The 17,866-nt window shown below is 54.2% G+C and carries 21 protein-coding genes; 19 read left to right on the top strand and 2 right to left on the bottom strand.

Annotated elements, in window-relative coordinates; genetic code table 11:
• Positions 1–66 precede the first annotated feature (66 nt).
• Positions 67–648, bottom strand: a complete 582-nt coding sequence (locus ABJU74_RS05600; RefSeq protein WP_348383179.1) for a YqaA family protein — start codon at positions 646–648, stop codon at positions 67–69.
• 46 nt (positions 649–694) lie between these two features.
• A complete protein-coding gene (locus ABJU74_RS05595; RefSeq protein ID WP_348383178.1) occupies positions 695–2,266 on the bottom strand; it encodes an alanine/glycine:cation symporter family protein in 1,572 nt (523 codons plus the stop codon).
• A gap of 168 nt (positions 2,267–2,434) precedes the next feature.
• On the opposite strand from ABJU74_RS05595, the gene ABJU74_RS05590 reads away from it, so the two are divergent.
• The 19 genes from ABJU74_RS05590 to ABJU74_RS05500 all read left to right on the top strand — a co-directional run bounded on the left by ABJU74_RS05590 (position 2,435) and on the right by ABJU74_RS05500 (position 17,865).
• A complete protein-coding gene (locus ABJU74_RS05590) occupies positions 2,435–3,541 on the top strand; it encodes a DUF2855 family protein (RefSeq protein WP_348422665.1) in 1,107 nt (368 codons plus the stop codon).
• Positions 3,542–3,671: 130 nt separating this feature from the next.
• Positions 3,672–5,459 (top strand): cyclic nucleotide-binding and patatin-like phospholipase domain-containing protein, encoded by a 1,788-nt coding sequence (locus ABJU74_RS05585; RefSeq protein WP_348383176.1) that lies wholly within the window; start codon positions 3,672–3,674, stop codon positions 5,457–5,459.
• Positions 5,460–5,506: 47 nt separating this feature from the next.
• Complete coding sequence (locus tag ABJU74_RS05580; RefSeq protein WP_348383175.1) at positions 5,507–6,166, top strand: DUF6151 family protein; 660 nt, start codon at positions 5,507–5,509, stop codon at positions 6,164–6,166.
• A 238-nt stretch (positions 6,167–6,404) separates the two neighbouring features.
• Positions 6,405–6,950 (top strand): hypothetical protein, encoded by a 546-nt coding sequence (locus tag ABJU74_RS05575; protein ID WP_348383174.1) that lies wholly within the window; start codon positions 6,405–6,407, stop codon positions 6,948–6,950.
• A complete protein-coding gene (locus tag ABJU74_RS05570) occupies positions 6,940–8,307 on the top strand; it encodes a terminase family protein (RefSeq protein ID WP_348383173.1) in 1,368 nt (455 codons plus the stop codon). Before ABJU74_RS05575 ends, ABJU74_RS05570 begins: the two co-directional genes overlap by 11 nt.
• Before the next feature lie 34 nt (positions 8,308–8,341).
• On the top strand, positions 8,342–9,496 hold the full coding sequence (locus ABJU74_RS05565; protein WP_348383172.1) for a phage portal protein: 1,155 nt from the start codon (positions 8,342–8,344) through the stop codon (positions 9,494–9,496).
• Positions 9,497–9,515: 19 nt separating this feature from the next.
• Entirely contained in the window at positions 9,516–9,824 is a 309-nt protein-coding gene (locus ABJU74_RS05560; RefSeq protein WP_348383171.1) for a DUF6127 family protein, read from the top strand.
• A complete protein-coding gene (locus tag ABJU74_RS05555; protein WP_348383170.1) occupies positions 9,821–10,219 on the top strand; it encodes an HK97 family phage prohead protease in 399 nt (132 codons plus the stop codon). Before ABJU74_RS05560 ends, ABJU74_RS05555 begins: the two co-directional genes overlap by 4 nt.
• Positions 10,220–10,301: 82 nt before the next feature.
• Positions 10,302–11,504 (top strand): phage major capsid protein, encoded by a 1,203-nt coding sequence (locus tag ABJU74_RS05550; RefSeq protein WP_348383169.1) that lies wholly within the window; start codon positions 10,302–10,304, stop codon positions 11,502–11,504.
• Positions 11,505–11,621: 117 nt separating this feature from the next.
• Positions 11,622–12,167, top strand: a complete 546-nt coding sequence (locus ABJU74_RS05545; RefSeq protein WP_348383168.1) for a hypothetical protein — start codon at positions 11,622–11,624, stop codon at positions 12,165–12,167.
• Positions 12,164–12,511: a hypothetical protein gene (locus ABJU74_RS05540; RefSeq protein WP_348383167.1), complete on the top strand. Its 348-nt coding sequence runs from the start codon at positions 12,164–12,166 to the stop codon at positions 12,509–12,511. The genes ABJU74_RS05545 and ABJU74_RS05540 overlap by 4 nt, the downstream gene beginning before the upstream one ends.
• Complete coding sequence (locus ABJU74_RS05535; protein WP_348383166.1) at positions 12,492–12,710, top strand: hypothetical protein; 219 nt, start codon at positions 12,492–12,494, stop codon at positions 12,708–12,710. Before ABJU74_RS05540 ends, ABJU74_RS05535 begins: the two co-directional genes overlap by 20 nt.
• The gene (locus tag ABJU74_RS05530; RefSeq protein WP_348383165.1) at positions 12,707–13,114 is read left to right on the top strand and encodes a DUF3168 domain-containing protein; all 408 of its coding nucleotides are present in this window, start codon (positions 12,707–12,709) and stop codon (positions 13,112–13,114) included. The genes ABJU74_RS05535 and ABJU74_RS05530 overlap by 4 nt, the downstream gene beginning before the upstream one ends.
• A 56-nt stretch (positions 13,115–13,170) precedes the next feature.
• Complete coding sequence (locus ABJU74_RS05525; RefSeq protein WP_348383164.1) at positions 13,171–13,578, top strand: phage tail protein; 408 nt, start codon at positions 13,171–13,173, stop codon at positions 13,576–13,578.
• Positions 13,571–13,885, top strand: coding sequence for a gene transfer agent family protein (locus ABJU74_RS05520; protein ID WP_348383163.1), 315 nt, complete (start codon positions 13,571–13,573; stop codon positions 13,883–13,885). The genes ABJU74_RS05525 and ABJU74_RS05520 overlap by 8 nt, the downstream gene beginning before the upstream one ends.
• A complete protein-coding gene (locus ABJU74_RS05515) occupies positions 13,882–14,136 on the top strand; it encodes a phage tail assembly chaperone (RefSeq protein ID WP_348383162.1) in 255 nt (84 codons plus the stop codon). The genes ABJU74_RS05520 and ABJU74_RS05515 overlap by 4 nt, the downstream gene beginning before the upstream one ends.
• Positions 14,120–14,695, top strand: a complete 576-nt coding sequence (locus ABJU74_RS05510) for a tail tape measure protein (protein ID WP_348383161.1) — start codon at positions 14,120–14,122, stop codon at positions 14,693–14,695. Before ABJU74_RS05515 ends, ABJU74_RS05510 begins: the two co-directional genes overlap by 17 nt.
• A 3-nt stretch (positions 14,696–14,698) precedes the next feature.
• Positions 14,699–17,050 (top strand): DUF2460 domain-containing protein, encoded by a 2,352-nt coding sequence (locus tag ABJU74_RS05505; RefSeq protein ID WP_348383160.1) that lies wholly within the window; start codon positions 14,699–14,701, stop codon positions 17,048–17,050.
• Positions 17,047–17,865 (top strand): DUF2163 domain-containing protein, encoded by an 819-nt coding sequence (locus tag ABJU74_RS05500; protein ID WP_348383159.1) that lies wholly within the window; start codon positions 17,047–17,049, stop codon positions 17,863–17,865. Before ABJU74_RS05505 ends, ABJU74_RS05500 begins: the two co-directional genes overlap by 4 nt.
• The last annotated feature ends 1 nt before the right edge of the window (position 17,866 follow it).

Genomic DNA, 17,866 nt, shown 5'->3' with positions numbered 1-17,866 from the left:
TTCATTCCGGTTTTTATCCACTCAGCGGAGGCGGGAAATGGCGGTTCGGTTCCACGCCAAAAGCTCTTAAATCAACCATTTTACGGCGACAAACCCGCCGACAAATAATATCCCGCCGACGGTCGTGGCCAACGCAAAATTCTTGTCGATCCAGTCTTTCATCGGCGGTCCGAAAAAACGGAGCAATCCGGCTACCAAGAAAAAGCGGGCGGAACGCGCAATTATGGCTGCGAAAATCAAAACATAAAGCGGCATGGCCGTGCTGCCTGCGGCGATGGTAATGACCTTGAACGGCAATGGGGTAAAGCCGGCGAGCAAGACGACTATCCAGCCTTGTTCATTGAAATTTTGTGCAAATGCATCAAATTTATCGCCCATGCCGTAAAAGTCCAAAATGGCAATTCCGATTGTTTCGAACAGGAAAAAGCCAATGGCATAGCCGAGCAGTGCTCCGGTTACTGATGCAATGGTACAAATGAGCGCATACCAGAATGATTTTTCCGGTTTGGCGAGACACATGGGCGCGAGCAATACATCGGGCGGAATCGGGAAAAAGCTGGATTCGGTAAAGCTGAAACCGGCGAGCCATTTGGTCGCGTGCCGATGCCCAGCTTTTTCGAGCATCCAGTCATAGAGTTTTTTGAGCATTTATCGATCCTCAGGCGCCCAGTGGGCCATTGATAGCCAATTCAAATCAATGGCCGGCGGCACCGGATATGTCCTCGGTCAGCTCTTTTGGTGTTTCTCGGCCATGGTCTGTGCCCGCCGTTCGATTGCCCTTGGCCAGCGCAAAGACCACGCCTGACAAGGCGAGCAGCGCGACAATATTCGGTAGTGTCATGACTGCGTTGGAAATATCGCCAAGCCTCCAGACCAATTGCAATGGCGCGAAAGATCCAAAGAAAATGACCACGCACCACAAGACCCGCCAGATGAAATGCAGTTTCTTTTCACCGCTGAGCGTCGCTCCAGGCAGCAGATCATAGAGATAAGTAATGGCCCGCTCGCCATAATAGCTCCAGGTTAGCAAAGTGGTGAAAACGAACAGGATCAGTGCAACGGAAACGACTAACGTTCCAATGGGAATACCGAAAAGTTCGAAAGGAAATGCGGCGGCATAAGCGCCAGAGGTCATGGCGAAACCCGTTAGGTCCGATTGCCAGGCATGAGCAACTGCTTGTTCCACGCCATTGGCATCGGTGGCGGTAAAATCGCCAGCGACGGTCAGCATGACCAGAGCGGTCATGGTGCAGATCACAATTGTGTCGATAAACGTGCCCATCATGGCAAACCGGCCCTGCGCTGCCGGGTCATTGGTCTGGGCCACGGCATGCGCAATCGGGGTCGAGCCTTGACCGGCTTCATTAGAAAATAGCCCGCGAGCAACGCCGGCCCTGATCGCGATCATGATCATCGCGCCTAGAAAACCGCCAGCTGCGGCGTCATACCCAAATGCTCCGGCAAAGATGCGTGAAAAGGTTTCCGGCAGATAAGGCAAATTTATCAGCAAGGCGATAACCGCCATCACCAGATAGGCTCCGGCCATCCACGGAACAATGGTTTCTGCCACTTTGCCGATCGACTTAATGCCGCCTACAATCACCGCAAATACGGCAACGGCAGCGATTGCGCCGCCAATCCATTCTTCGACGCCAAATAATTCTTTGGCGCTATCGCCGAGGCTGTTGGCTTGTATGCCATTGCCGGTTACCAAGGCGGAAAACAGAGCGCCCAAACAGAAGAGCACCGCTAGCCAGGTCCATTTCGGTCCCAAGCCAATACTAATATAAGTCATCGGTCCGCCGCGATAAACGCCATCTGCGGTCTTTTCGCGGAACCGAACGGCCAGCGATCCTTCGGCAAAAGCCAGCGCCATGCCGAATAAGGCAGTGACCCACATCCAGAATATCGCACCCGGCCCGCCTAGGGTAATGGCGGTGGCCACCCCGGCCAGATTACCTGTACCCACTTGACCGGACAAGGCCGTCGACAGGGCAGCAAAAGGGGAAATTTCGCCAGCACCCTTGCCATCGGATTTTTTGAACAAGCCAGCAAGAGCAGGAAAGAGGCGGCGCAGCGGATAGCCGCGCAAGCCGATCATGAAATAAATGCCAGCGCCTAACAGGATGATGACCATGGGCGGAATGGGTTGGCCTGCGAGGGTGATGACCGCTTCGCCATTCCAGGTGCCACCCCAGATAAAATCGGACACATTTGTGACGGGCTGGATTGCGGCTTCAAACCCGGAAACTGGCGCTGTACTCACTAAAAATCTCCCCGTGCGCGCGGTTATTGCGCAGAATTTTCAGGCCGGATTGGCCCGGTCATTTTAAGACAATGGCGACAGGATTAGCAGGCAGGCTGTTTTTGGCAAATGCTTTTGCCAATCCGGCACGAAAGCCTATGATAAAATTATATAATCAAAAGCAATCGAATGATTCTATCAGATGGAGCAGCGCATATGAGTGAACAAGTGAACAGCCTTTGGGTAAAAAAGACCGATCTTCCGCAAAGCAATTGGCAAAACACGGACTTGCCGCCGCTTGCTCAAGGCGAGCTGCTGTTGGAAATTGAAAAATATGCGCTGACCGCCAATAATATTACCTATGCCGCCGTGGGCGATGGCTTTGGATATTGGAATTTCTTTCCCACTGGCGATGACCAATGGGGCATTGTTCCGGTCTGGGGCTTTGCCAAAGTTGCTGCGTCTCATGTGGAGGGCATTGCAGTGGGAGAGCGTGTCTATGGCTATTTGCCGATGGCCAGTCATCTGGTCGTAGCGCCAGGCAATGTGACCGACGCCGGCTTTGTCGACAGCGCGGCGCATCGCCAAGGTCTCGCGATTATTTATAATCAATATCATCGCCTTGGTCAGGAGAGCGGAGAAATGGAAGCAGAACGGGCGCTCTACCAACCTTTGTTTACGACGAGTTTTCTAATCGAAGACATGATGCGCAAAAGCGATTGGCATGGCGCGCAAGCGTTATTGTTGACCAGCGCTTCGTCAAAAACCGCTTTGGGATTGGCGGTGGTTGCCAAAAATCTTAGCCCTGAGATTAAGCGCATTGGTTTAACCTCTCCCGGCAATAGCGCTTTTGTCGCGGCGACGGGCCTTTATGATGAGGTGCTGACCTATGATCAACTCGCTGAGGCGGATGCGGATCAGGCTACGGTTTCCGTCGACTTTGCTGGGAATAGCAAAGTCTTGGCAGCCATTCACGATCATTGGGGAGATAGGTTGAAATTCAGTTCGCTTGTCGGCGCAACCCATTTTGAAGAGCGCGGCGGCGACGGCGAACTTAAAGGGCCTAAGCCCATTTTGTTTTTCGCACCAACTGCCGCGGAATCGTTGATGAAGGAAATAGGTCCGGTTGATTTCCGTGCCAAAGTTGATGCGCAATTTGCGGCATTTGTCACGGCGGTTTCGGGCCATTTGTCGGTGGAGCACTTATCGGGACTGGATAGTTTGCAAAATGCTTATCTGGAGATGTTGGCCAATAAGGTTGCGCCCAATCGCGGACTGATTTGCACGCTGACATAGCGCTTTTACACAGGGCCCGCGGTGCGGATAATCTAACCCGGGCAAGGGAATAGCGATGGGAAAGCCATTGATTCTCTGCAAGCAAGGGCAGATAAGGCGCTAAACAGGGTCGCATCTGTTGGGGGATGGGATGAAGAAAACACCAGATTCCGGTCCAAATCTGGCCCGCCATGCGCTGTTTGACGGCGTTTCCGATGCTGCGGTTAAGTCGCTGGAATCCGCGTCCACGCTCAAACCGATAATCGGTGGTGAGCGGCTGGTGGCGCAGGGCGATGACGCCGACGCCTTATATTTTGTAGAATCCGGCCGGTTCCGGGTCGTCGTCAACAAAGCCCATATTGTCGCGCACATAGAAGCGGGAGAGGCGCTTGGCGAATTGGCATTTTTCGCGGGCGGCAAACGCACCGCCGATGTGATCGCGACCCGCGATTCCGTCGTCCTGAAAATATCCCGAAATGCGTTTGATACCATTGCCAAAACCCATCCTGAACTAACCCAAGCGATGCTCAAGCTGGTATCCGAACGTTTGGTGGTGGCGACGAGCCGCGCCGGAGCGGTGTCGAGCAACACCCCGCGCGTCATCGCTTTAATTCCAGCAGGCAATGGTCAGCTACCAGATGGCTTGCTCAGCCGCCTCAGCGCTGCTTTCGAGGCCGTTCTCCCGTCCGATATCCCAGTTGTTGCTGTGGACCAAGCCACCAATGAGACAGCCGATGGCGCGGCCTATCAAAGCTGGCTCGCGGAACAAGAAGCCAAAGGCGCCTATGTCTTGATCGACGGTAGCGGGACATCGCAATGGGGCGAACAAGTCTGCCGCAATGCCGATGCTTTGGTGATGGTCGGCCGGCCAGGCCAAGCGGATCCACAGCCCAATGCGATGGAACAAAAAGCAATGCAATGGATAGCGCCATTGCAACGGACGCTTTTGCTGATTCGTGACAAAGCCAGCACGGTGATTAGCAAAAGCGCGCAGTGGATCGATCCGCGCGCACCGCAATTGCACCATCATATGGCGCTGGACGATGCCGCGGACTTTAACAAAGTCGCGCGCTTTTTGACGGGCCGCGCGATTGGCTTGGTGTTGGCGGGCGGCGGCGCGCTGGGCTGCGCGCATCTGGGTGTTGTCGCGGCGCTGAGAGATGCTGAAATTCCGATTGATTTTATCGGCGGCGCGAGTGCCGGCGCTGCGATGGGCGGGGCCATTGCGCGCGGCATGACAGTCGAAGAAACGCTCGATCAAATGGAAGCCATGTTTATCCAGGCCAAGGCAATGCGGCGTTTGACATTGCCGCTTTATTCTTTGCTTGACCCCACCGTGTTCGATTCCGAATTGCGGACTCGTTATGGCACCAAGGATATTGCCGATCAGCCGATTAATTTCTTTGGTGTTTCGACCAATTTATCAACCAATGGTTTGCATGTGCATCGGCGTGGACCCTTATGGGAAGCGGTGCGTGCTTCCGGATCGCTGCCAACTATATTGCCGCCATTTATCGATCGCGATAGCAATATATTGGTTGATGGCGGTGTGCTTGATAATGTGCCGGTCAAAGTCATGCATGGACTGAAAACCGGTCCCAATATTGTGGTGTCGCTGGGTGATCCCGATGAGATATGGCGCACGGACGTCGACTATGATGATATTCGCGGCCGATGGACCTTGATGAAAGATGTGATATTGCGCCGCAAGCGGGAAGCGGAATTTCCATCTATTGTCGAGATTATGTCGCGATCCATGGTGGTGGCTAGCCGCATGGCGTCAAAAGAAATGCTCGGTGAAGACGATATTTTGGTTAATCCTCCGATTATTCCCGATATGCAAATATTGGATTGGCATTTGGGACGCGAATTGGCGGATATGGCGTCCGAATATATGAGGCATCAAGTCATAGAAAGCGCCGGACTGAAAGATTTATAATGGTGATTGGCAGGCTTGCCGACAGATGAATATAAGGAGCCCAAATCATGTCAGCAGCGCAAAGGCTAGGGCCGGCAATTGATTTCCAATGCGCTTGTGGCGCTATTAAAGGGCACGTGAAGGAAACGGCACCACCCACCGGCCGCCGTCTGATTTGCCATTGTCATGATTGCCAGGCTTTTGCTCATTTTCTCGGACAAGAAAAAATAATGCTCGATGATCATGCCGGGACGCATGTCTATCAAATGGATTCGGTGAAATTTCATTTGTCAGCAGGTCAGGATCAGTTGGCCTGTGTTTCGGTCACCGGAGGGCCGTTGTTGCGTTGGTATTGCGCCACTTGCAAAACACCAATTGCGAACACATTGAATTCAACCCGCTTTCCCTTTTTGTCTTTGATCACAGCTGGTTTTGACCAACAGAAAATCGATGCTATTTTGGGAACCGATGTCGAACATGTTGCCACTGGCTCGGCGGTTGGCAATCTCGGCAAAGTGAAAACCGTGCATATGGCTGGTATGTTGTGGAACCTGTTGGTTCGGTCGATAAAAGCCCAGTTTAACCCGGCGCTGAAAAAATCGGCCTTATTCAATAGTGAAACCGGTTTGCCCTTGGCGCAGCACATGGTGTTGGAGCCTGCTGAGCGGCTAAAAATTGACGAAAAAGCCGATATTTATCGAGAGGTTCTGGCTGCCGCCAAATCCTAAATGCCCTCTTGACGAGGGCCTTCTATGGGACAGTCGGGCGGTAATGTTGTCGAAAATAATGTACCAAATAGGTAAAATAAGTTGACATCGTAACGCTCTTTAGGTACAAGAGGGCAATATCAGAAAATTGTGATTCGGGCCGAGCGGCTTTGATTGACGGGACAGGCCAAATTCGCCCGATCCTATCGTCTAGCGCTGCGGCCCTTTTTGCGTCCAGCAACGGGGCGAAAGGAAAATTATGGTAGATCCAGCAAAATCCTTGCAAAATAGTCCTGCTATTTATGCAGATCATAAAGCGGCAAAGCGGCAGATTTTTCTCGATCATCTCGCGATTTCATCCAGCGTGCGGCAAGCGCGGGAAGTTGCCGGTATTGCCAATTCAACCTTACATTTCTGGAGAGATAATGACCCGGATTTTGCGGCGGCTTGGTTAAAGGCATTGGTCGAAGGATATGATCTTCTCGAGATGGAGATGTTGGAGCGCGCGCGTACCGGTGTTGAGCGCAAAATCTATTATCAAGGCCATTTGGTCGAAGCTGCCCGTGATTATGATCATAAAACCGCCTTGCAATTGCTCCGCATGCATAAGGAATCGGTCGCTTCAGTGCGCGCCGCCAAAGTGGAACTAGCGGCTCATCCGGAGCAGGCGCATGATCAGTTGGAAGAAAAACTCAAACAGGTAAATCTCCGACTGGGTGCCTTTCGGGCAGAAAAACAGCGCGCTCAGCAAACCGGTTCCGATCCAAATGCGGCAACCCAAAATGGCGTAGCATATGACGAATGATGTTAGATATGCGGTGGATATTGCCAATCTCGAAGCAGACGAACGGGCGTGTTTCCTGGGTGAATTGGGCAGTCGGGATCGGTTGATTTACGAGCGTTCTTGGCATTATTGGGCGCGCAAAGAACAATTGGCCCCGCCTGGCCATTGGTCAACCTGGCTGATCATGGCGGGGCGGGGATTTGGTAAGACCCGGGCCGGAGCAGAGTGGGTGCGCGCGATTGCCGAAGCCGACGGTGAGGCCTGTTTTGCTTTGGTTGGCGCCAACTATGCCGAAACCCGCAAGGTCATGGTGGAAGGGGAAAGCGGCTTATTATCTATTGCTGCGCCCGACATGCGGCCAGATTGGCAGCCTTCGCTGAAACGGTTGCAATGGCCCAATGGCGCGCGCGCATTTCTTTATTCGGCCTCCGAGCCGGAGGGACTGCGCGGTCCCCAACATAGCCATAGTTGGTGTGATGAAATCGCCAAATGGTTCAACAATATGGGGCAAGCAGAAGCCACTTGGGACAATTTGAAAATGGGAATGCGTATCGGACAATGCCCACAAATTGCAGCGACCACGACACCCAAACCCGTAGCCCTGATCCGCAAATTGGTGCGCGATGAAAATATCATCATAACGCGCGGCCGGACGATTGATAATATTGGTCATTTGCCTACCGCTTTCATCACGGCAATTTATCGCGATTATCAAGGCTCACGATTGGGGCGTCAGGAACTGGAAGGAGAATTGCTCGCGGAACTGGAAGGCGCATTATGGACACGCGCAATGATCGAAAATTCGCGTCGCGATCGGACATCAACCGGTAGCGATAAAGAAATGAGAGGCGAGGACGCAGCTGGACTAAACCGTATCATCATTGGCGTCGATCCACCGGCTTCGCAAAGCGGCGATGCTTGCGGGATTATTGTCACCGCATTGCGCGCCGATAGGAAAGCTGTCGTGCTGGCGGATCACAGTGTGGAAAGAGCAAGTCCGGAAACCTGGGCAAAAGCGGTTGCCGAAGCCGCCGCATGCTGGAGGGCGGACCGGGTGATCGCAGAAGCCAATCAAGGCGGCTTGATGGTCAAGTCGGTCCTTCACGCGGCTGATATTAATTTGCCGGTCTCATTGGTCCACGCAACCCGCGGAAAAGTGGTGAGAGCGGAACCTATAGCGGCACTATATGAAGCGGGTCGGGTTGTTCACCAGCAACCTTTCCCGCGTCTCGAGGATGAACTGTGCGGGCTGCTCATCGGCGGTGGATATGCTGGACCGGGGCGTTCGCCAGACCGGGCAGATGCGTTGGTCTACGCATTGTCGGAACTAATGTTGCGCCGCCGCCGGATCCCGCGCTTACGGTTCTCATCGCGCTGATCAAACGCATGCTAATTTCTAACAAGGACATATCATGAAATTTTGGAATCAACTGGCCTTGGCGTTCAAGGGCCAGGGAAAGCGCGCGCGCGTCCCCATGGATCGCCATTATATCGGAACTTATGGGCGGGCAGCTTTAACTAGACCAACGCCCTTTTCTTATGAAGGGCAAGTGCGGGAAGCCTATCGCGACAATGCTGTTTCGCAGCGGGCCGTGCGGATTGTTGCTGAAGGGGTTGGCGGAGCGCCGCTTTTATCCAGTTCGGATCAATTGGCTGCGTTAATCCAAGCGGTGCATGCCGGGCAATCGCTTCTCGAAACCATTGCCGCGCATCTCTTGTTGCATGGCAATAGCTATGTCCAGATCATCGCCGGTATCGATGGGCAACCGACTGAGTTATTTGCCTTGCGGCCCGATCGGGTGACGATTGAACCGGATGAAAAAGGTTGGCCATCGGCTTATTCCTATCGTGCTGGAGAGCATCTTCGGCGCTTTGCGGCGAAAGATGACATGGGCCAACCCGCAATTGTCCATATCAAAGCCTTTCATCCGACCGATGACCATTATGGTTTGGGTTGCCTCGGGGCTGCTGGTAAAGCGGTAGCGGTGCACAATGCGGCATCGCATTGGAACCAGGCCTTGCTGGAAAATGCCGCTCGACCTTCTGGCGCGCTGGTTTTTGACCCGGGGCCGGATGGCTCGGTGCTTTCAGCGGAGCAATTTGATCGGCTCAGGGCCGAAATGGAAGCCAGTTTTGGCGGGACAGAAAATGCCGGCCGGCCGATGCTGCTGGAAGGCGGACTGACTTGGCAATCCATGGGCATGTCGCCAGCGGATATGGATTTTGTTGCTTTAAAAGCCGCCGCGGCGCGAGAAATTGCTTTGGCTTTTGGCGTCCCGCCAATGTTGCTCGGGCTGCCGGGGGACAATAGTTACGCCAATTATCGGGAAGCCAATCGGGCATTGTGGCGGCTCACCATCTTGCCTTTGGCCGGCAAGATTTTAACTGCCTTGTCCGGCGCTCTTGGCAGCTGGTGGCCAGATGCCCAACTGGCCGTTGACCGTGATCAGATTCCGGCACTGTCGGAAGATCGAGAACGGTTTTGGCAACAGATTAGCGGTGCTGATTTTCTCTCACCCCAAGAGAAGCGGGCGATATTGAATATTGATGACGCCCCACCCGCATAGGAAAAAAAGGGACAGTCATATGTTGAATGAAGAAATGCTCGCGCGGCTAATTGCCCAGGCAGAAGGCGATGGTGCGGATTTGATCACCTTGCGGGCGATTGTGGAAGAAGCCACGGACAGCGGTGCAGAGCGCGTGCTCGACCGGCTTGGTTTGGCCGACCATAAGGCCCAAGGGGATCTCGATGAGCTGCGCGAATTACTGCAGGCTTGGCGCGATGCTAAGGCCAGCGCCTGGAAAGCGGCGATCACCTGGATTGTGCGCGGTGCTCTGGCCATTTTACTAATCGCCATTGCGATGCGTTTTGGCTTTGCCAATCTGGTAACATGACGGCGCTTCGCTTTGCCGGCTATGCGGCAATTTTCAATCATATCGACACGGGCGGTGATGTTATTCGGCCCGGTGCATTTGGAGCCTTGGGAAAAGGTCAAACCTTGCCCCTATTGTGGCAACATCAACCCAATCAGCGCATCGGCACGATCAACTATGCGCGGGAAGATCGGCGCGGTTTGCGGGTCATTGGTTCGCTATCTGCGGATATAGAAATGGGCCGCAAAGTCGCAGCGCTGGTCGCGCGTGGCCGGTTAACGGGTCTGAGCTTTGGTTATCGGGTGGAACGCGCTGCTGGCAATCGGCCGCGGCAATTGCTCGCGCTCCATGTTGCTGAAATTTCGTTGGTTACCGCTCCTATGCAACCGCGCGCGCAGGTACATGCAATTATCTAATTTTTCGGCTGTCCGTGCGGCAGCCTCCCATTTGGCAGCGACGCTCTTCGTGGCTGCTTTATCTCGCAAAGAAAGGATCATTATGGATATCTCCCAATCTCCCTGTCGCAACGGCCTCGAAACCAAGGCCGACCCGCTGGAGGCCAGCTTTGATGCGGAACTGGCGACTGAGAGCGAACCAGAGACAGACTCGACTATCAGCATTTTGCAAAGCGACGTTGAACGGCTCAAAGATCAGATGGCCGACGTTTCACGCGCGGCGGCCCGGCCCGCTTTGGTCAGCAATGACACCGAAGTAAAGGCGCAGCGTGATAGTCTTGCGGCTGAGCAATTTGCTGCGCGCTATTTGCGCCGCGGTGATCAAAGCGCGCTGGAGTTAAAAAGCTTTTCGGGTGCGTCCGGACCGGAAGGCGGATTTGCTATACCGCAAGAATTGGATGCGCGGATCGCGCGCACTTTGATCGATATCTCGCCCATTCGCGCGCTGGCGACTGTGGTGCAAACCGGCAGCGCAGGCTATCGCAAACTGGTCACAGATGGCGGTACTCCATCGGGCTGGGTGAGTGAAACCGCAGCGCGGCCAGAAACCGACACGCCTGATTTTCATGAAATTGCGCCGCCGACCGGGGAAATATATGCCAATCCCGCAGCCTCGCAAGCGATGCTCGATGACGCCGCTTTTCATGTCGAAGCCTGGCTTGCCGATGAAATAGCCCGCGAATTTGCGCAAGCCGAGGGTGCGGCCTTTGTCAGCGGTTCCGGCGTTAATCAGCCGCGCGGTTTTTTAAACGCGCCGATGAGCGATGCTGTCGACGCGGATCGGTCATTTGGCACTTTGCAATATCTGCCATCCGGTGCGGTCGGTGATTTTGCTGATAATGACGGCGAAGAAGCTTTGGTTGATCTGGTCCATATGCTGCGCCCGGCCTATCGTCAGGGCGCAAGCTTTGTCATGAACAGCGCAACCTTGGCCCGGATCCGCAAGTTCAAAACTGCCGATGGCGCCTTTTTGTGGCAAGCTTCGCTGGCGGCCGGTCAGCCGAATTTGCTGCTCGGCTATCCGGTCATAGAAGCCGAGGACATGCCTGATATTGCCGGGGACAGCCTGTCGATAGCCTTTGGTAATTTCCGCGCCGGCTATTTAATCGCCGAGCGCAGCGCGACACATATTTTGCGCGACCCGTTCACCAACAAGCCGTTTGTCCATTTCTACGCGACCAAAAGAATTGGGGGACAGGTGATGAACAGCGAAGCGATTAAGCTGATGCGGTTTAGCGCAACCTGAAACGCGGTCTTGCATGCGGCCCAACAGTGCCTGAATTCTCCGGATCTCCTGCGAATTCCGGCGCTGTGTGTTTCGCCCAGCAAGCTGGTTCATTCCCACTGAAAGGACATATGACCCGTGAACTATCCTCCTGAAAATCTGCCGGCCATACCGGCAGAACTGATCCAACAGGTCTCTGCATTTCTCCGTCTCGACCATGGTCAAGATGATTTGGACGTGGCACGGTTGTTGCGCAGCGCGGCGCAATTATGTGAGAATTTTATCGGCGCCTTGCTTCTTGTCCGGTCCATAGTTGAGCAAGTCAAGGCACGCACCGAGTGGCAGCCTTTGCGGCGCGCACCGGTCCAAGCCATTACCCAAATTGGTGGTTTGGATGCGCAGGGAGAGAGTATCATTTTGCCGGCCGTATCCTATGCGATTGATATTGATAGCAATGGCATTGGATGGGTGAAATTTGACCATATTCCCGATGCGGAAAAAATCACGGTGACCTATACAGCAGGCTTGGCCAGCAACTGGGACGCGTTGCCGAGCGATTTATATCATGGCGTGGTGCGCATGGCGGGCTATCTATATACGCATCGCGACAGAGCCGATTTGGGTGGGCCGCCTTTGGCGGTTACGGCCTTATGGCGTCCGCATCGCCGGATGCGTTTGTCATGACGACCGCCGAATTGAGCGGTTTGCTGCGCGAGATTATTGTCATCAGCCGGCAATCGGATGGGCGTGATCTTCTGGCATCTGCATCGACACAAACGCAGATTATCGGTTCGTTCCGGGCGGCTGCTCAACCTTTACCCCCGGGCGAAGACAGTGTCGCAAACAGTCACAGCGCCCTCCCGCGTTGGCGCTTCGTTTTGCGGCAAACCGACAGAATAGAACCTGGTGATCTTTTGACATGGGGGCGACGCGTAATGACGGTCCGCAGCGTGCAGTCCGATCACCGGTTCATTCCCAGAACCTTTCTGCAAGCCGAGGAGAATCGTGATGAAACGGCTCACTTATAAAGCCCAACATCTGGCTGATCAGGTCAAAACCAAACGGAAGACGGAATTGAAAACCTTCTTGTCCGACCAATTGTCCCCGCGTTTCGTCTTAGAAGAACAAGATGATAATCTGGAAATTTCTGGCCCCGGGCTCGACATGGAACGGATCCAAAATAGCGATTTGCGTGATATTGCCTTTTTAATGCGCAGTGTCCGATGACCGGCGCAATTGAAGCGGTTCAGCGCAGTCTTGTGGCTGCGCTACAAGCGCACCCGCCGCTTGTCACCGCTATTGATGCTATTTACGACGGTCCGCCGCCACGGGCGCATTTTCCCTATATTGCATTGGCAACCGGCAGCGCCGCCGACTGGAGCTTGAAAGATCGATCCGGACGCCGATTAAGTCTGGCGTTAACGGTCCATGATAATGGCAACAGCGCCGCACGCATGCATCATGTGATGGGATTAATCGAACAGGCCCTGGATAGTGGATTGAACGATCCGGAAGATTGGCAGATTGTCACGTTCATTTTCCGGCGATCACGGATCGTGCGTGACGCGATAAGCCCATGGACCGGACTAATCGAATATCGGGCGGATGTTTTGCAGGATTTCGTCATCTAGCGATTGCCGCCTGAACCCTTTGGTCAATCAAATATTGCTATAGAAAGGAGTCTGTTATGCCTGCAGAAAAAGGCAATGCTTTTCTCTTGAGAATCGGGGAAGGGGATAATCCGGACAGCTATACGACCATTGCTGGTTTGCGAACCACGCAATTGTCGATCAATGGCGAACCGGTAGCGATTACCACCAAAGATAGTGGCGGTTGGCGGGCGCTTTTGTCCGGGGCTGGGACGCGCTCTATCTCGGTATCCGGTGCGGGCGTGTTCACGGGCTCTGATGCCGAAATCCGCATGAAAAACCACGCGATGAACGGGAGCATCGAATCCTATGAACTCAGCTTTGAAAGCGGCGACAATATGCGAGGCGATTTCCTCGTTTCCCGGCTGGACTATAGCGGCGACTATAATGGCGAGCGCAGCTACACAGTCAGTCTCGAAAGCTCGGGTGCAGTGACCAATGTCTGAGCGCGCCAATGCCATGCGCGGCGAAGCCGAATTGGAAGTGGCGGGGCAGCGCTTTCTCTTGCGTCCCAGCTTTTCGGCTCTCGTGGCAGCTGAAGACGAATTGGGTTCCCTTTTTGATTTGGTTGAGCGAGCTGCCAATGGGCGCTTACTCTTGTCGGAATTGGCAGGCCTTTTTTGGCATGTCATCCAAGATCGACCGCAATGTTTAACCCGAGATAAGTTTAGCGAAGCAATAGTGGCGCAAGGCATGGCCAGCATGACGCCTGCATTGAAAATATTGCTCACACAAATTTTGTCGGGACGATGAAAGCAACAGAAGCAGCAGAAGCGGCAGCGCAGCCTGCTGATTTTAGCACCATAGCCGCGGAGTTGTGCGGATGGACTTCTGCCCAATTGGGATGGACGCCGCAGCAATTTTGGCTGGTAACGCCGGCTGAATTGTCGGCAATTTTCTCAGCAAATTTGCAAGCCCGGCGGACGCGACCCGCAATCGAGCCACTTCGCTTCGCGCAGCTTTTGGCCCTCGAAGAAAGGCTTAATCATGGACGAAGAAATTGAACGGCTGGTGATTGCTATCCGCGCTGATACGAAAGGTTTTTCTAAAGATGTCGCGGATATGCAAGCATTGGTAGACGGGCCTTTTTCCAGCGGCATGGAACGGGCTGGGTCGGTATTGCAATCCGGTTTAGGCCAAGCCATTCGCCAATCCTCGCTTGATCTGGAAGATTTTAAAGCGATTGCCCTGACCGTTATGGCAGACATTGCCAACGCGGCCATAAGCAGCGGATTGGGCAGTATTTTTGGCGCATCCAATGGCGGATTGCTCGGTTTGGGCCGTTCCATTTTGAGTGCCGCGCTGGGCGCACCTGGACGCGCGACAGGTGGGCCGGTGGTGCCCGGCCGGGCTTATACCGTCGGTGAATCCGGGCCGGAAGTTTTTGTGCCGTCCGAATCTGGACAAATTGCCAGTAATGCTAGCCTTGCTGCGCCGACCGACATTCGGCTGACGGTCAATATTTCTGATCATGGACAGGGCAGTGCGCCTGATCAAATCCACCGATCAAGCCGCCAAATTGCCCGCGCTGTCCGCCGCGCTTTGGCCTATCGCGAGGGGTAAGCCATGGGATATAGTTTGATCACACATCGCAGCGGTCACCAAGCGAGCACCATTCAGCGCTTCGACCCGCGCTTTTGGACCATTAACTTCCCACGGCCGATGATGGCATCAGTGATAACGACCGCCGCTGACGCGCTCCGGATCGAAACGGTCTTCTACAATTCCGATGATTTGGCAGGATTGATCTGGGATAGCGAAGACCGCCTTGATCATCCTTTGCTGCGCTATGAAACTGTGCGTGACTATGCGCGCTTGCGCTTGCGTTTCCGCTGGCGGTCATCGGGGATAATGGCGCTCGACCAAGTCAATGGCCCAACGCTGACCATCGAAGGCCGGGATGCGCTTGGCCAGTCCAAATCCTGGTTTATCCGCTTATGGAACTATGCCACCGGCACTCCCACTGATGCGGTCATCGCGCTGGACTTTTCGGATTTGCAAGGCGGGTTTCTCCTGCCTGGCGAAGCAGATCCTGTGCACCCTGATGATATTGATCGCTTGTTCCTTTCGATCGTTCCACTGGGATATGATGGTGTGGGCACGCGCTATGCACAGCCGCAACCCGGCTGGGTTGAGATTAGCGACCTTGCCGCCGATGGCGAAGGCGCGGTGCTGGATATTGGCGATATTATGCTGCCGGAAAATGGTCTGGCTATGGCTACCGGATATGATGATAGTTTCAACCAAAGTCCGGCCCGGCTGCTGCGCGCGATTCGCGCGCTCGGGTATAGAGGTGTGATCAACCATTATCTCGGGATGAGCCACTATTTTCGGCTTGAAACCAGCGGTCCCTATCTGCGTGTGAGCCGCTCCGCACCGCAACCGGGGGAAGAATTTGCAGCGATTAATCAGCCTTGCGCGCGATGGCACCGCGATTTTATCGAACGTGCGGAAGCGATGGGCTTCTCGGTCATTCTTTCGCTTTCTTATGAATTATTTGATGCCCATTGTTGGAATGATTGGAAGCAACGCGCCGAAAACGGGGATCCGGCATTGACCGGTTGGCAACCGCCTTCTGCTTTATTGTCTCCCGCGCAACCGGCGGCGATGCACTATCTTCAAGCCGTAGCCCGGGCCTTTACCGCGATTGCGCGGGACAGCGGATCGACGATTAAGTTTCAAATTGGAGAGCCTTGGTGGTGGATAATGCCTGAAGACGGTCGAATCTGCCTCTATGATGAAGCCGCCCAAACAGTCTTTGGGGATGATCTGGTCAGTATCCCAGATATTCGCGGTCCAAAGACGGCAGCGCAAAATGCCCTATTGGATCAGGCTGGCGCTGTGCTTGCGCAGTCCACCGCGGCATTGTTCGCGGCGGTTAAAGCCGAAGCGCTGGACATGCCGGTTGAAACGTTGTTGCTCGCTTATTTGCCCACACTATTGGAGGAAGCGGCCCCCGAATCGATACGCGCCAATTTGCCGCTGGGTTGGGCGCGGCCCGCTTTCGACATTCTTCAATTGGAAGATTATGATTGGGTTATTGCGGGAAATGAATCGGCCACCCAGCGCGGCATTGCTTTGGCCGAACAACGTCTGGGCTATCCGATGGCGCAGCAGCATTATTTCGCTGGCTTTGCTCTGGAACCCGAATCCCCCTTGGTCTGGAATCATATTCACACCGCTATCCAGTCGGCGCAGAGCCGCGGGACACCGGAGATTTTTGTTTGGGCCTTGTCTCAGGTCGCGCGGGACGGGTTTACCTATTTTGATGAACAGGAGGAGGAATTGGAAGCTTTTGACGATGTGCAATTTCCACTATCCATTGGTCAGGGCGCCATGGTCGCGCCGCGTTTCTCAACCGATATTGTCACGACGCTTTCTGGTCACGAAAAACGCAATAGCGATTGGGCTGATGCGCGTTTGGAATTCGACGTTGGACCCGGTGTGCGGTCCGAGGAAGAATTGCGCACTTTGATCGATTTTTTCCGCGCCCGGCGCGGCGCAGCCAAGGCGTTTCGGTTTACTGATCCTTTTGATTTTAGCAGCCATAATATGATCGATCCTCCGACACCTTTAGATCAGATCATTGGAATGGGCGACGGCGTGCAATTGCGGTTTTCGCTAATGAAAATATACGGCGAAGATCTTGCGACCGGTCAACATCGGTTGATCACACGACCGCAAATATCGTCTGTGTTGATTGCCGTGAACGGGGAGAGTGCGAACCAATGGTCGCTGACCCCGCGCGGTGAAATCCTGTTTGACAGCCCACCGGAAACGGGCGCTGAAATTACCGCTGGCTTTCTCTTCGATGTGCCGGTGCGATTTACCGCAGATCAGCTGAATATTAATATGGCGACATTTTTGGCCGGTGAGATCCCCGAAGCGCGATTGATTGAAGTGCGAGAAAATCTATGAGCCTGGCGTGGCTGGATCCCGGATTGACCACGAGCTGTTATGCGTGGCGATTGGAACGGACAGATGGCGTAACTCTGGGCTTTGTTTCCCATGACCGCGATCTCCTTATCGATAATCTGCGCTATCGGGCTGCGCCCGGCATGGTGCCGTCGACAATTGCACTGTCTGACGGTCTCGATATTGACAATGTTGATATGGAAGGGATTATGACCAGCACTGCGATCGCAGAGAAAGACCTGATTGCTGGGCGTTGGAATGGGGCCAAGCTGTCGATTTCGCTGATCAATTGGGAAGACCCAGAACAAGAACCACTTCATCTGATTTGCGGAGAATTTGGGGAAATTACGCGTTCGGGCGATAGTTTCAGAGTGGAAATATTGGGTCCGATGTCGGTTTTGGACGCTGCTCTTGTCCCGGTTACCTCTCCAACATGCCGTGCCCGTTTCGGAGACCGCGCTTGCAAAATAAGTCTTGCCGCCCATCAAGTGGAAATGACCTTGACCGCGGTGACGCTTGATGCGCTCGAGTTTGCTGGGCTGAACGGGCAAGCGGCGCTCTACATCTATGGGGAATTGCGGTGGTTGGGCGGTGAGAATTGCGGATTGCGCCATACGATTATTGCTGGCGAGGGTGACCGTATTCATCTGGCGGATCACACCGACCGGAAGCTTAGCATCGGCGATCGCGCCCTGTTCACCGCTGGGTGCAATAAAAATTTTGTAACCTGCAGAGACCGGTTCGGCAACAGCCAAAATTTTCGCGGTGAACCCTATTTGCCCGGCAATGATCTGCTGACTCGCTATCCGGGCGCGTAAC

This window comes from Parasphingorhabdus sp., assembly GCF_039982415.1.
Taxonomy (GTDB): domain Bacteria; phylum Pseudomonadota; class Alphaproteobacteria; order Sphingomonadales; family Sphingomonadaceae; genus Parasphingorhabdus.
Note: the sequence above shows the minus strand (reverse complement) of the source record. Positions and strands in the feature narration are given on the sequence as shown.